14 protein-coding genes are annotated in these 14,811 nt (G+C 44.8%); 6 read left to right on the forward strand and 8 right to left on the reverse strand.

Features of this window, described 5'->3' with window-relative positions; genetic code table 11:
- Positions 1-110 precede the first annotated feature (110 nt).
- Together DSM107010_RS02285 and DSM107010_RS02290 are read left to right on the forward strand one after the other, a co-directional pair.
- Complete coding sequence (locus DSM107010_RS02285; RefSeq protein WP_106166851.1) at positions 111-1,421, forward strand: ABC transporter substrate-binding protein; 1,311 nt, start codon at positions 111-113, stop codon at positions 1,419-1,421.
- Between the two features lie 179 nt (positions 1,422-1,600).
- Entirely contained in the window at positions 1,601-2,317 is a 717-nt protein-coding gene (locus DSM107010_RS02290; protein WP_106166852.1) for a DUF1028 domain-containing protein, read from the forward strand.
- 68 nt (positions 2,318-2,385) lie between these two features.
- On the opposite strand, the gene carA is transcribed toward DSM107010_RS02290, so the two are convergent.
- The 4 genes from carA to rsmH form a co-directional block, all read right to left on the reverse strand.
- Entirely contained in the window at positions 2,386-3,522 is a 1,137-nt protein-coding gene (gene carA, locus DSM107010_RS02295; protein WP_106166856.1) for a glutamine-hydrolyzing carbamoyl-phosphate synthase small subunit, read from the reverse strand.
- A gap of 178 nt (positions 3,523-3,700) precedes the next feature.
- Complete coding sequence (gene cphA, locus DSM107010_RS02300) at positions 3,701-6,310, reverse strand: cyanophycin synthetase (protein ID WP_106166853.1); 2,610 nt, start codon at positions 6,308-6,310, stop codon at positions 3,701-3,703.
- A gap of 140 nt (positions 6,311-6,450) precedes the next feature.
- Complete coding sequence (locus tag DSM107010_RS02305) at positions 6,451-6,756, reverse strand: hypothetical protein (protein ID WP_015157196.1); 306 nt, start codon at positions 6,754-6,756, stop codon at positions 6,451-6,453.
- Positions 6,757-7,045: 289 nt separating this feature from the next.
- Positions 7,046-7,957 carry a 16S rRNA (cytosine(1402)-N(4))-methyltransferase RsmH gene (gene rsmH / locus DSM107010_RS02310; RefSeq protein WP_127022240.1) on the reverse strand — a complete coding sequence of 304 codons (912 nt, stop codon included), beginning with the start codon at positions 7,955-7,957 and terminating at the stop codon, positions 7,046-7,048.
- Positions 7,958-8,106: 149 nt separating this feature from the next.
- Here rsmH and puuE point away from each other — a divergent pair, with 149 nt between their 5' ends.
- Entirely contained in the window at positions 8,107-9,018 is a 912-nt protein-coding gene (puuE, locus tag DSM107010_RS02315) for an allantoinase PuuE (protein ID WP_127022243.1), read from the forward strand.
- A 198-nt stretch (positions 9,019-9,216) separates the two neighbouring features.
- Positions 9,217-10,212: a ketol-acid reductoisomerase gene (gene ilvC, locus DSM107010_RS02320; protein ID WP_015157199.1), complete on the forward strand. Its 996-nt coding sequence runs from the start codon at positions 9,217-9,219 to the stop codon at positions 10,210-10,212.
- 131 nt (positions 10,213-10,343) lie between these two features.
- Here ilvC and DSM107010_RS02325 read toward each other — a convergent pair whose 3' ends face one another.
- Together DSM107010_RS02325 and DSM107010_RS02330 are read right to left on the reverse strand one after the other, a co-directional pair.
- Complete coding sequence (locus DSM107010_RS02325) at positions 10,344-11,024, reverse strand: alpha-ketoglutarate-dependent dioxygenase AlkB family protein (RefSeq protein WP_199755358.1); 681 nt, start codon at positions 11,022-11,024, stop codon at positions 10,344-10,346.
- A 31-nt stretch (positions 11,025-11,055) separates the two neighbouring features.
- A complete protein-coding gene (locus DSM107010_RS02330) occupies positions 11,056-11,850 on the reverse strand; it encodes a hypothetical protein (RefSeq protein WP_106169502.1) in 795 nt (264 codons plus the stop codon).
- Between the two features lie 238 nt (positions 11,851-12,088).
- Between DSM107010_RS02330 and menB the strand changes: the two genes are divergently transcribed.
- Complete coding sequence (gene menB, locus DSM107010_RS02335) at positions 12,089-12,922, forward strand: 1,4-dihydroxy-2-naphthoyl-CoA synthase (protein WP_106169503.1); 834 nt, start codon at positions 12,089-12,091, stop codon at positions 12,920-12,922.
- 288 nt (positions 12,923-13,210) lie between these two features.
- On the opposite strand, the gene DSM107010_RS02340 is transcribed toward menB, so the two are convergent.
- Positions 13,211-13,519, reverse strand: coding sequence for a hypothetical protein (locus tag DSM107010_RS02340; RefSeq protein ID WP_106169504.1), 309 nt, complete (start codon positions 13,517-13,519; stop codon positions 13,211-13,213).
- Positions 13,520-13,925: 406 nt separating this feature from the next.
- Entirely contained in the window at positions 13,926-14,489 is a 564-nt protein-coding gene (locus tag DSM107010_RS02345; protein WP_106169505.1) for a DciA family protein, read from the reverse strand.
- On the opposite strand from DSM107010_RS02345, the gene DSM107010_RS38125 reads away from it, so the two are divergent.
- Positions 14,488-14,643, forward strand: a complete 156-nt coding sequence (locus DSM107010_RS38125) for a hypothetical protein (RefSeq protein ID WP_158631722.1) — start codon at positions 14,488-14,490, stop codon at positions 14,641-14,643. The two genes, DSM107010_RS02345 and DSM107010_RS38125, sit on opposite strands and share 2 nt — an antisense overlap.
- Positions 14,644-14,811 lie beyond the last annotated feature (168 nt).

The following is a 14,811-nucleotide window of genomic DNA, read 5'->3' on the forward strand; positions in this document are numbered from 1 at the left end:
AATATATCTGACAATATATCAAAAATACCTATTTACCCGCGTTTATCTACAGAAGGCAATTCTAGACTAAAATTTCGACAATAAAACTTAAAAGTCAATTGAAAAAACTAGTGAAGTTGCTCAATCGCTACCTAGTCAAAACTAAATTTCTTCTCCTCTTACTCGTAGTAACCCTAACTTTGGTAGGATGTCAGGCTACACCTAGTAATTCTGGAGTTACCAAAATTACGCTGTGGCAAGGGGTAAATCCACCACCCAATCGAGATGTTTTGCAAACGCTGGTAGATCGCTTCAATCGAGAGCATTCTGACATTCAAGTAGAATCTTTATATGTCGGACAAGCAGAACAGCAATTACCGAAAATTTTGGCAGCGGTAGTAGGAAATGCACCACCAGATTTACTATGGTTTAATGCCACGCTAACTGGACAGTTAGTGGAACTCGATGCAATTCGTCCTTTGGACGATCTGCTACAAACTTCTCCCGTCAAAGATGAAATCGATCCTAGCCTGTTTGCAACGATGGAGTATCAAGGGCATACTTGGTCTGTGCCGTTTGGCGTAAATAACGTAGGCGTATTTTACCGTCCCAGCTTATTTCAAGCCGCAGGAATTACCCAGTTACCGCAAACTTGGGAAGAATTACGTCAAGTCGCACGTCAATTAACCATCGACAAAGACGGAGACAAGCGGATCGACCAACACGGAATGTTTTTGCCGTTAGGGAAAGGAGAATTTAGCGTCTTTCTGTGGCTACCCTTCCTGTGGAGTGGCGGTGGCGAGTTGGCAAGTAACAATCCCCAACAACCAGCAAATGTAAATGTAGCAGACGACAAGGGTGCGATCGCCTCGCTGAGATTGTGGCGCGATTTAGTCGATGATGGTTCTGTCGTTCTATCTTTACCAGAACGAGGATTTGAAATCGATGCTTTCTTAGCTGGGAAAGTGGCGATGCAATTGACTGGACCCTGGACGCTGGGACAGTTCCAAACCACAGGAATAGATTTTGGCGTGTTTCCGATTCCCAAAGGCGATCGCCAAGCAACTGCAATTGGTGGAGAAAACCTATTTGTATTCAAGTCTACGCCCGAACGCGAACGAGCCGCCCTCAAGTTTGCTGAGTATGTTGTCAGCGAAGGATTTCAAACTGATTGGGCAATTGGTACGGGATATTTACCCGTCAATATGAAGGCAAGGGAAAGCCAGAAATATCAAGATTTCATCAAAAAACAGCCTGCCGTAGAAGTGTTTTTAGCACAAGCAAAATACGGGCGATCGCGTCCCATTTTTCCTGGTTACAGTCGCTTGTCAGAAAATTTAGGTAGGGCGCTAGAAGCTGTTTTATTAGGGAAAAGCACCCCTACCGAGGCATTACAAGCAGCACAGCGAAGGTTGGATTTGATTTTTCAGAACAGTGACTAGTGACTAGTGACTGGTGATTAGAAATTAAGAATACAGCCACTAGCCACTAGCCACCAGTCACTCACTCATTACCATTTCCTACAAATTGTTAAATCCAAAACAGTAAGCGATCGCGAATAAATGTTATCTGGGAATAACATTCATGTACGTGACTTGACGATTCGGGCGCTCTGGAATTTATGACCTTCTCAATTGTGGCTTGGGATGCAGCAACGCAAATGACTGGGGTAGCAGTGGCAACTAAGCATCTGGCTGTAGGGGCGCTCGTACCTCATGCTAAGGCAACTGTAGGGGCGATCGCGACTCAAGGTCAAACTAACCCGTTATTGGGAATTTGCAGCCTGCAATTGTTAGAACATGGGGTTTCGGCTGAAGATACATTACAGCTTTTGCTACAAGACGATCTCAATTGCCACCAGCGTCAGCTACATCTGGTAGATCGTCGCGGTCATACGGCAGCTTGGACGGGTGAAGATTGCGTTGGTTGGGCGGGACACTTGACATATCCCTACTTTTCTGTAGCCGGAAATATGCTGGTAGGCGAACAAGTTTTGGTAGCGATGACAGATGCATATCAAGCCAAAGCGGAAATGGAGTTTTGCGATCGCCTATTACACGCTTTAGAAGCTGGCGAGGCGGCTGGGGGAGACAAACGGGGACGGCAATCGGCGGCGCTATATGTCGTGCATCAAGATGTTTATCCCTATCTGGATTTGCGCGTCGATCATCATGCGAATCCATTAGTGGAACTGCGCTATCTATTTGAAGAATCTCGTCAAGATTATTATCAGTCATTTCGGCAGACTATGCCTCCCCAGTGTCCTCGTACTATGGTAAGTGCGATCGCTAAGTATTTAGCTACTCCAATCAAGAATCAGTTAACAGTTATCAGTTAACAGTTATCAGTGTTAACAACTAGTGAAACACTTCTGATTTTTGACTTTTAACTTTTAACTTTTGACTTTTACACTCCTACAGTGCGTGACTGGCGCATGGATTCGACGAAATTGGCAAATAAGTAATCTGCGTCGTGGGGACCAGGGCTAGCTTCAGGGTGGTATTGGACTGAGAATAGGGGTAGGGATTTGTGGCGCAATCCTGCTACGGTGCGATCGTTTAAATTGAGATGAGTAATTTCGACATCTGCGGGAATGGAATCCGCATCAATCGCAAAGCCGTGATTTTGACTGGTAATTTCGACTTGCCTTTGTAAGCCAGCAGGTTGATTCAAACCGCGATGACCGAATTTTAGCTTGAAGGTTTCTGCCCCTAACGCCCGACCTAGTATTTGATGTCCCATGCAAATACCAAATATTGGTTTCTGGGCTGAAAGAAGGGCTTTTGTCGTTTCAAGTCCTTCGGCAACGGCGGCGGGGTCACCAGGTCCATTGGAAAGAAAGATGCCGTCGGGATTGTATTTCAGAATCTCTTCTGGTGGCGTATTAGCAGGAACGACAATGACGCGACAGCCATAACTCGCTAGTCGCCGCAGAATGTTGCGTTTGATGCCAAAGTCAATGGCAACAACGGTGAGAGTCTCGCCATCTGGGGATACTGGTTTAAATTCCCATACAGAATCAGTCGTTCCAGCCCACTCATAAGCAGTGGATGTGGTGACTTCACTGACCAAGTTTAATCCTGCCATACTGGGGGCAGCGAGGACGAGTTGCAATAACTCTGCTTCGTCAAGAATTTCTGTAGAAATAGCGCCATTCATCGATCCTACTTCGCGGATCTTGCGGACTAAGGCGCGGGTATCGATGCCGTAAATTCCAGGGATGTTGTGCTGTTTGAGGTAGTCAGGCAAACTGCCAGTAGAGCGCCAATTGCTAGGACGGTAACAGACATTTTTGGCGATCGCACCTTTCACTTGGGGGCGATCGGATTCTTCGTCTTCAGGATTTACGCCTGTATTTCCCAATTCTGGGTAGGTAAAGGTGACAATTTGACCGCGATAGCTGGGATCGGTTAAGACTTCTTGATACCCAGTCATACCAGTATTAAACACGACTTCGCCAACGGTAGTACCAGTAGCACCGAAAGATAAACCATGATAAGCAGTACCATCGGCAAGAACGAGAAGGGCGGGTTGAGGGGTCATAACTAGGGGTAGTTGGTAATTGGTAATTGGTGATTGGTAATTGGTAGTTGGTAGTTGGTAGTGGTGAGTGCTGCTACTTGCAACTTGTGACTTGGAATTGCTCCCTCTGCTTTCTTCTTCCCCGACTCCCGACTCCCGTACGGGCGGGTTTTCAAACCCGCCCCTACCGACTCCCGATTTATCCTCGGCGAGATTCAATCAAACGAATGGCACGACTGACGCTTTCGGGGAGGACGACTACTAAACTACCACGAGAAGCCATGTCGAGGGCGGTGTTAATGGCTCTTGTCTCTGCCAAAATGGATTCGTAGTGGCAGTCGGAATTGGCTTGACGGATGCCTTTTTCGATTAAGTCTGCGGCTTCGCCACGGGGACGACCGCGCGTATCGTCGTCTTCTTTGACGATAATAAAGTCAAACATTTCGGCGGCGAGTTTGCCCAAGGTAATGAAGTCTTCGTCGCGGCGATCGCCAGGTCCCCCGATTACGCCGATCCTTTCTCCTTGCCAGTTGCGGACAAAGCTACCCAATGCCTCGTAACTATGGGGGTTATGGGCGTAGTCAACTAGTGCGTGATAATCGCCTAACTCAAATAAATTCATCCTACCTGGGGTTTGGCTGGCAGATGGTTGAAATGTCTGCAATCCAGCTTTAATCTGTCCCAAGGGGATTCTTTGGGTAAATGCTGCCAAACTCGCAGCTAAGGCATTGGCGATCGCAAAGTTGGCGCGTCCGCCCATTGTTAGCGGTACGTTGACTGCTTGTTCGAGTCGTAGTTTGATTTCTCCTTGCAGTATTGACAAATAACCGTCTTCATGAACTGCCGCTAAGCCCCCATGTCGAGTATGTTCTCGCACGATGGGATTATTTGGGTTGAGTGAAAAGTAGGCTATTTGAGCTTTCACCCGTTTTGCCATTGCTGCAACTAAAGGATCGTCAGCGTTGAGAATAGCATAACCGTGGGGAAATACGGTTTCTGCAACGACACTCTTGAGGTGAGCTAGTTGCTCGACTGTATTAATGTCGCCAATTCCTAAATGATCGGCAGCTACATTCAAAATAATTCCGACATCACAGGCATTGAATCCCAACCCAGAGCGCAAAATTCCGCCTCGTGCTGCTTCTAATACAGCCACGTCTACCGTGGGGTCTTGTAGAATTAACCGAGCGCTTTGAGGACCTGTATTATCGCCTCGATCGACTAAACAATCGCCGATATACGTCCCATCGGTTGTGGTGTAGCCGACAGTCTTACCAGTTTGCTTGACGATATGGGCAAGTAAGCGCGTGGTTGTGGTTTTACCATTGGTTCCGGTGACAGCAAGGATGGGAACGCGGCTGGATTTACCGGGGGGAAACAGCATGTTGATGACTGCTCCCGCGACATCGCGAGGCTTACCCTGGCTGGGATGGGTATGCATCCGAAAACCAGGCGCGGCATTCACTTCTACCACTACGCCACCCACTTCTCGCAAAGGACGGCTGATATCTGGGGTAACAATATCGATTCCGGCAATATCTAGACCGATAATTTTTGCTACACGTTGCGCTAGCCAAATGTTTTCCGGGTGAATTTCATCAGTGCGATCGCAAGCAATACCACCAGTGCTGAGGTTTGCTGTAGCTCGTAGATAGCAAATTTCATCTCGGTCTAGAATACTATCTAAACTGTAGCCCTGTTGTGCTAAGAGGCGATCGCTATTGCGATCGAGCTGAATGCGGGTGAGGATATTATCGTGTCCGTCGCCGCGATCGGGGTCTTGATTGATAATTTCGATTAATTCCTCAATCGTACTCCTACCATCTCCCACAACATGAGCGGGAATGCGTTCGGCAACTGCGACAACTTTACCATCAACTACAACTACGCGATGGTCGCGCCCTTGATAGTAGCGTTCGACAATAATGGAGCGAGAAACTGCTTTGGCTGCATCATAGGCGGCTTCTGCGGCTTCCCAAGTTTGAATATCGAGTGTAATGCCTCTACCGTGGTTGCCGTCTAGCGGTTTGATAACGATGGGATAACCACCAACAGAGGCGATCGCATCTTCTAGTTCGTCAAAATAATTGATAACCGTACCTCTAGGAACGGGTACGCCAGCATTGCTGAGAATATATTTAGTAGCTTCTTTATCAGAGGCAAGTTCGACACCTAAAAGACCCGTGTTGCCGCTTAAAGTTGCCTGTATGCGCTTCTGCCCTTTGCCATAGCCGAGTTGAATTAAATAACGCGCCCCGAGTTGCATCCAAGGAATATCTCGCGCCTCTGCTGCTTGAATAATTGCTTCTGTACTAGGACCCAAAGCCGCATCTTGGTGAAGTGCTTTGAGATCTTGAAGATCTCGTTCTAGTTCCGATTGGGGATAGTATCCCAGATCCAAAATACTTTGACACAGCCTTACAGCGGCACGGGCTGCATAGCGTCCGGCTTTCTCGTTTTCGTACTCAAATACAACGTGATAAACCCCAGCAGTAGCCGTCTCGCGGGTACGTCCAAAGCCTGCTGGCATTCCTGCTAGTTCTTGTAGTTCTAAGGCTACGTGTTCGACTACATGACCCATCATCGTGCCTTCTCGTAGCCGCATTAGGAAGCCGCCGCGACACCCAGGAGAACAGAAATGTCCCTCTAAGCTGGGTAGTGCTTCAACTAAACCCTTGTAAAAACCTAGAATTTCATTAGATGGTTTTTCTGCCAATTCTTGCAAGTCTAGCTGCATAGCAACTAGTTGATGGCGGCGAATGCTCCAGTAGTTTGGACCCCGCAATGTTTGAACTTTAAGAATTCTCATCCTAATTCATTCCTCCTGGGCAATTTGTAGTTATTGAGAAGTGAGTAGTTATTAGTGACTAACGATCGGTGGTTAGTCATAACTTCTGTCTTTTGTCGCCTGTCTCCTCGATTTTGACTTGTGACTTTTAACTTTTGACTTTATTCTTCTTGCAGCCAACAATTTTCTAAAAATTCTATGCAATCTCGTTCCCAACAGCGTTCTACTTGATACATCCAATAAAAGTCCCAGTGGTTTTCAATTAAAAAGAAGTCCCAATTATCATATAAATAGTCTTCTAATTGCTGACTTATATCTTGTAGCCAACATTTTTCTAAAAGCTCGATCTGGTACGTATACCAAAAAGCAGTAGGGCTGAGAATAACTTTATCCAGAGAACCAAAAAATAGTTGTTTGAGATATAAACGAAGCGGAAATTTAGTTTTATGTTTCCAGTTTGAATCCATATGACTTGTTTTCCTTTGTATGCGATCGCGGAGTTTGAATATCCCTCATCAAACCTGCATTTTGTAGCTCTTGACTCCAATTAGCTTAGAGCTTAGGCAAAAGATGTGAAGGATTTGTGAACGATCGCATCGGAAATCAAGCTAAGGGAGTAGGGAGCAGGGAGAAGAGAGCTGAGGGAGCGATCGGGAGCGCAAGGTTGCTGAGGGAGAAAGAAATTTAAAATCTTTACACCCCACATCCTTTCTTCACGCTCTTACTGACAACTGACAATCAACTACCAACTACCCATTACCCATTACCATCTCTTCTTGTTGCTATTCGTAACTTAGCTGAGCGAGAGCGAGGATTTTGGGCTAGTTCAGCTGTTTGGGCAATGAGTGGTTTTTTAGTAATAATTTGTAATAGCTCGGACGCTCGGAAGGCATTTTTGACAATCCGATCTTCTAAACTGTGAAAACTAATAACGATAATACTTCCCCCTGGTTTGAGCCAAGTTGGTGCTAGTTGCAGGAAATTTTCTAGGGAGGTTAGTTCGTCATTTATGGCAATTCGCAATGCTTGAAACACGCGGGTAGCAGGGTGAATCCTTCCATGACGATATGCACCAGGAACAGCAGAGGCGATCGCAGCAGCTAGTTCTGTCGTCGTATGAAACGGGCGTTTTTCCACAATCCGCCGAGCAATCCGGCGTGAAAATCTTTCCTCGCCATAATGAAAGAAAATATCTGCTAGTTTTTTTTCATCCCAGGTGTTAATCGCTGCCGCCGCTGTCAGAGATTGGCGATCGTCCATACGCATATCCAGAGGCGCTTCATGGCGAAAACTAAAGCCTCTTGCCGCTGTATCAAATTGGTAAGAACTTACACCTAAATCGGCGATAATACCATCAAAAGTTGCGTTTTGAGGGGTGTAAGTCGCGAAATTACTCCGTAAAAATTGTACTCGATCGCCAAATTCTGCTAGTTGAGTTTGGGCTGCGGCGATCGCGGCTGCATCGCGATCGAGTGCTGTTAGCTTCACATCTGGCGCAGCTTGCAAAATTAGCCTACTATGACCCCCACCTCCGACGGTAGCATCTAGATAGTGTCCCCCCGCTCGCACCGCCAAACCAGCGATTAACTCTCGGCTCAATACAGGAACGTGGCTGAATGTAGCTGGTTCTAGGATTTCTGGTTCTAGCGGTGTGGGGGTAACATTCATTTGGAGGTTGTTTGTTTAGTATTTTTTAGTTTGGTGTAAATCGTTGCTCCCTCTATTTTGCCGATTTTTTTCTCTAGGTCGTGAGTACTATCGTTGAAAATAACGACGATCGCTTCCGCTGAAATTTCTCGTATGAGTACACAGACACAATGCCTACACCATATCCCCGCGATTTAATTGGTTACGGTCGTACCCCTCCCGATCCTAAATGGCAAGGACGAGCCCGCGTAGCGGTTCAATTTGTGATTAACTACGAAGAAGGTGGAGAGAACTGCATTCTACATGGAGATATGGCTTCTGAAGCCTTTCTGTCAGAAATTATCGGTGCAGAACCCCTAGCAGGGGCGCGGCACATGAATATTGAGTCCATGTATGAATATGGCAGTCGGGCGGGGTTTTGGCGGCTGTATCGGCTGTTTACGCAAAGAGGGATTCCCGTTACGGTATACGGGGTAGCGATGGCGTTAGAACGCAACCCCGAAGCAGTAGCCGCCATGCAAGAAGCAGATTGGGAAATTGCCAGCCACGGCTATCGCTGGATTGACTATAAATATTTTGGCGAGGATTTGGAACGAGAGCATTTACAAAAAGCGATCGCCATTCATACCCAAGCAACGGGAAGCCGTCCCCTCGGCTGGTATACGGGACGCAATAGCCCGCATACGCGCAAGTTGGTAGTAGAAGAAGGCGGGTTTCTCTACGACTCCGACAGCTACGCCGACGATCTGCCTTACTGGGTGCATGACTACGGTAAACCCCATCTCGTCATTCCTTATACCTTAGATAACAACGACATGCGTTTTGCGACGGCGCAAGGGTTTAATTCAGGCGATCAATTCTTTGCCTATCTGCGCGATGCTTTTGATGTTTTGTACGCCGAGGGAGAAACAGCCCCCAAAATGATGAGTATTGGGTTACATTGTCGCCTTGTCGGTAGACCTGGTAGGACTGCGGCTTTAGCACGTTTTCTCGATTATATTCAGCAGCGCGATCGCGTTTGGATCTGTCGCCGCATCGACATTGCCCGTCACTGGCACGAACACCATCAGCCCAAAGGGTAATAAGTAAGTCAAAAGTCAAAAGTCAAAAGTCAAAAGTCAAAAGTCAAAAGTCAAAAGTCAAAAGTCAAAAGTCAAAAGTCAAAAGTCAAAACGCTGGATTGTTACTAATTACCAACTATCAATTACCAATTACCCAATTTCAGGTATTATAGAAAGTTTGCAGACTTTAGATGCTTGCCCCCAAGGAGAGTTGTTGTTATGGCTCGGATGTACTATGACACAGATGCCAATTTAGATTTATTAGCGCAGAAAACAGTTGCAATTATCGGCTACGGCTCTCAAGGTCACGCCCACGCCCTCAATCTCAAAGATAGCGGTATAAATGTCATAGTCGGGCTGTATCCTGGCAGCAAGTCAGCAGAAAAAGCCAAAGCTGCGGGTTTAACAGTATATCCGGTAGCTGAGGCAGCACAAAAAGCAGACTTAATTATGATTCTGCTGCCGGATGAAGTGCAAAAAAGCGTTTACCAACAAGAAATTGCACCGCATTTGAAAGAAGGTAAAGTCTTAGCTTTTGCCCACGGATTTAACATTCATTTTGCTCAGGTCGTGCCTCCTGCGGATGTCGATGTCGTCATGGTTGCACCGAAGGGACCAGGGCATTTGGTGCGGCGGACATACGAACAAGGACAAGGCGTACCCTGTTTGTTTGCCGTATATCAGGATGCTAGCGGACAAGCCCGCGATCGCGCTATGGCTTACGCTAAAGGTATTGGTGGAACTCGCGCTGGTATTCTCGAAACCACATTTAGAGAAGAGACAGAAACCGATTTATTTGGCGAACAAGCAGTATTGTGTGGTGGTTTGAGCGCGCTAATTAAAGCAGGTTTTGAAACGTTAGTTGATGCTGGTTATCAACCGGAATTGGCATATTTTGAATGTCTGCATGAAGTCAAGTTAATTGTTGATTTAATTGTCGAAGGTGGTTTGGCAAAAATGCGCGATAGCATTTCCAATACTGCCGAATATGGCGATTATACTCGCGGTCCTCGGATTGTCACCGAGCAGACCAAAGCAGAGATGAAGAAAGTGCTGCAAGAAATTCAATCGGGTCAATTTGCGCGGGAATTCGTATTAGAAAACCAAGCTGGGAAACCTGGATTTACTGCCACACGCCGTCAAGAAGCCGAACACCCAATTGAGGAAGTTGGCAAAGATTTACGCGCCATGTTCAGCTGGATGAAGCAAGATTAATCGTAGGGGCGGGTTGAGCAAAAAACTTTGTTTTTAACAGAAAGTTTTAACAAACCCGCCCTGCTCATTTGAGCGTTCACGCAGACTTCTCACCTGTAGGCAAAACAAATTCAATTGAAACCAAATTTAGCTTATTTAGTTGTTTGAATTACCCTAAAGGTTAGATTTATCCTTGGCTCAACTGCTTTCGCTGTTTTTGGTATTTGATGCTGCCAATGGTGTTGGGTTGAACCTTTCATAATTAAAAGGCTACCATTAGTTAAATTGACTTCTAGTTTTTCTAAGCTTTTGTCAAGTTTATGTTTCATTTGAAAACGCCTTGCTTCACCAAAGCTAACTGAGGCTATAACTGGGTTTTTACCTAGTTCTTTTTCGTCATCGCTATGCCACGATATACCATCCTTACCACTACGATAAAGATTTAGTAAGACGCTATTAAATTCTACCTCTACAGTCTCTTCAGTTTTTTGTTTGATCGAAAGCAATGTCTGCGTCCAAGTATCAGGATTCATCGGAATACCTGAAAAGGTATACGATCTTCCCTCATCTCCATACCATGCTATCAATCTGGGTAAATCGTGTTCTTTCCCATAGAGTTTCATGCGATCTTGTCGCCATTTAATATTGTTTAATAACTCTTGAAATAGAGTATTACTCTCTAATTCGTTGAAGAAACTACGGTAGATAATAACTTCGGCATTTGGCATAGGTTTGCCGTCAGGGAGAGTTAAGACTTCAGCAGTATTTTTAGTATTATCTTCTAGTTGATGAAATAAATCGAGAGATAGTTGATTAATAAAATTATCCTTCATGAAATTTACCCATTGATGTATAGATAATAAATTAATTTGTATAAGCCATACATATTCTTTGATACCTATCTACTTGCCGCTCTACAAAACATCCCGTTCTCATCAGCCACACTCTACCCATAACACTCTGAGCTGTGTTAGATATATTCGATGTTAAAAATAATCTATTTATAATTTGATAAAATGTATCGATTCGCTGTTGAGCAGAGCTAAAGTTAGGGCTAACGCAGATGAAATAATTTGCTCCTATGTGAGACTCTTGAATTAGTCTAGCTAAACTACTAAGATCGACTTGCTCTACATCTAATATATTAGAGAAAAGGTGTAGTTTCACAACGCCAGATTGAGAATTAACATCATAAGCATTTAATTGCTCTAGGGTTTTATTAATAGTTCTGATTGTTACACCTGTATGAGGATTGAGAAGTGTAGATTTTACATATTGCTCTCCTCTCCCAAGTGAAATATGAGATGGTTCAATTAAAGTAATACGCTTGATAGACAAATTTATTTGTTTAGACATCAAGTAATCTATTAGAACACAAGTCTCAGTAGCAGGATCACAGCCATAACTAAAAATTTCTATATTCTTTCCTACAAAATTTGATAAATCTAATGCATCGAAAGCACTATTTAACTTATAAAAATGATGCGCTCCATAAAGAGCTACATAAACGTCTACTTCTTCGCTAGGTAAAATTTTTCTACCGTTACTAGTGTTCGTAAGAGCTAACCTATAATTACCTCTATATTTTGGATTTTCTAGATATCTGGTTAAGCAAGATTCATATACTTCACTAAGATAACTAAAATTTGGTCTAAACAATATGTTTACTTGCCTGGGTTCAGCTAGGGGTTGAGTTGCGCTGTTCTCAAGGTAAGTTACGAATGTTTAAGATATTGCCTGCGATCAATTAAAACTTCTATGAAAATAAAAAAAATTTAGATAAACAATATCCGTATACTTTTTAAAGTCAAGGTTGAGTTTTTAACGCACAGGATTTGCAAACGGTCTATGACAGAACTATGCTTAACTAACAAAATGCGATCGCACCTTAAAACCCATGCAAGTTAACTGGCAAATTGCCAAAACCTACGAAGATATCCTCTATCACAAAACAGACGGAATTGCCAAAATTACCATCAACCGTCCCCACAAGCGCAACGCCTTTCGTCCCAAAACCATCTTTGAAATGTACGATGCATTTTGCGATGCAAGGGAAGATAGGAACATCGGCGTTATTTTGCTCACGGGTGCTGGACCTCATACCGATGGTAAATATGCCTTCTGTGCGGGCGGCGACCAAAGCGTTAGGGGTAAAGCTGGCTATGTCGATGATGAAGGGACTCCCCGCTTAAATGTCCTAGATTTACAACGCCTAATTCGTTCCATGCCCAAAGTTGTCATTGCTTTGGTGGCTGGATATGCGATTGGAGGGGGACACGTCCTGCACGTCGTTTGCGACCTCACTATCGCCGCTGATAATGCCATATTCGGACAGACAGGTCCCAAAGTTGGGAGTTTTGATGGTGGGTTTGGGGCTAGCTATCTGGCGCGAATTGTCGGACAGAAAAAGGCGCGAGAAATTTGGTTTCTTTGCCGTCAATATAATGCTACCGAAGCCTTAGAAATGGGTTTAGTTAACTGCGTCGTTCCCGTCGAACAACTAGAATCAGAAGGAATTCAATGGGCGAGTGAAATTTTACAAAAAAGCCCCTTGGCAATTCGCTGTCTCAAAGCTGCTTTTAATGCCGATTGTGACGGACAAGCAGGCTTGCAAGAACTGGCTGGTAATGCCACTTTACTCTATTACATGACAGAAGAAGGAACCGAAGGCAAACAGGCATTTTTAGAAAAGCGCCAACCAGATTTTCGCCAATATCCTTGGTTGCCTTAATTTTGAGTTGATAGCGGTTTTCAATTGGATGCAATACACGTCTAGTAGGGGCGCTTTCTCTGTGCGCCCCTACAAATGTCATCCATACAATCGAGAATTGCTATGAAGAGACGCTATCGGGTATCTCTTCAATTTTTTATTCTTTTCAATAAAAAAATCGCACCACTGAAATTGGGATGCGATGTAAGTTTTAAAATGATTGCTTAGATTTTTTTAAATTAAATTAGGTTTAAATTACATCTTTGGTGTATTTAGCCGGAGCCAAACAACCGTTACATAAAGATACAACTATGCTAGTAACGCCTGCTGCTGTCTCTGAATCCGAACGTGGCTGAACTCTGTTTCTAGTAACTCAGGCTCAGGCAGTTTGAGAGTAGTTGCGCCAGGAGCAGCAAGCACTGAAGCAGAAGTCAAAGACATCATTTCTTCTACTAAACTTTCCCAATTGGAAGCAAAAGCAGTTACAGCTAAACTACAAGCTTTCCAATTGCCCTGAACTGGCACTTCGAGAATCTGACACTTACCTCCTCGCCGTCCTTCTGGCTGGTAGTGCTGACAATAACGACAGGCAGAAGTTGCAGGATTGCAGCTGGTCATATAAGTAGCTGTTGTGGATGGGTCTACAGCATTTATTTTGCCTCTAGGGTTTTAGGGACTCAGAGGCATCAACTGAAGAATCACTCTAGGTTCTAGCGCTCTCAAAGCTAAAAATAATTTTAGAATTTATTTAGACTTGTCCCAGAAGGCTCAAATAATAACTACTTAAATTCAAGCCAAAACGATTGGGGATCAATTGGAAGAAAATGTTAAACTCGTAAAACTTACATTGACTTTCACAAAGAAAAATGCTCTAAAAGCGCGAAACTGAAGAGGGAATTTTAGCCAACAGTAAATGTACTACAAATCATCTCGCCTCTATCGCTAGAGGTATTTTTGGACTTAAATAAATACTGAAAGAAGATCCTAATAAAAGTAGCTTTTGATGAAATGCCAGCAGCAATTCCTACCACTGCTTCGCAGCACAAATCGAACAAATTCCCCATCGCTCTAGTTCGCCTACAGGGGTATGACACTGACACTGAGGGCATAAGGGTAAGTGACGCGATCGCGTTTGTGTTACTTCAGTCCAGTGTCTAAACGCTGCTTGAGGATGGCGAAAGCGCAGCTGGCGATCGCTCTTAGCGGCTGAATCGTTACCAACCCAACTCGGATGAGCGCGCCCTGACCTGGAACTAGAAGAAATGCGATCGTCAATTAATGAATCCTGCTTTGCCAGCTGCTGCCACTGAGCGCTAGAAAAGCGAATATCTAGCAAAGGTTGCGGTAATTGAGCATTTAACTTCTCCAAAATCCGCTGTCGTCTGAAAGCGAGTTCTTGCGCCCAGACAGCACTAGAAGTCGCAACCCAGAGAACTTGTCTTTGAATGGAAACTGGGCGAGTATGAGTAGCCACCATTGCCCCAACAGCCTCAACCCAGCACTGTAATACCCTTTGAAGCGGCTGCTCTTGCCAGCGACTTTCTTGTTTGACAGTCTCTAATATGTTTCCTAAAGAATTTAAGGACATGGGGAGTCGGGGAGAAGAGAGAGTCGTAGAGCTGAGGGAGCTGAGGGATAAGAGAGACAAGGGGGAACTCGCTCTTCCCCGCGACCGAAGGGAGTGGGGATTAGGGGGCGAAGGGAGACAAAGGGGGACAAGGAAGCAATTCTGGTTCCACTAGTCACCAGCCACTAGCCACTCTTTACTGACAACTGAATAACTGAATCTCAGGTAAGATACCATGTGTTTAATACTCTAACTAAATTAGTTGTTGAGCAATTTAGCTTTTGCCAGTGACGGGTTGGAGGGATTTAGCTTTAAGCCAGAACAACACCAATTAAGTCGTTCA

The sequence above is a fragment of the Chroococcidiopsis cubana SAG 39.79 genome (assembly GCF_003991895.1).
Lineage (GTDB): Bacteria > Cyanobacteriota > Cyanobacteriia > Cyanobacteriales > Chroococcidiopsidaceae > Chroococcidiopsis > Chroococcidiopsis thermalis.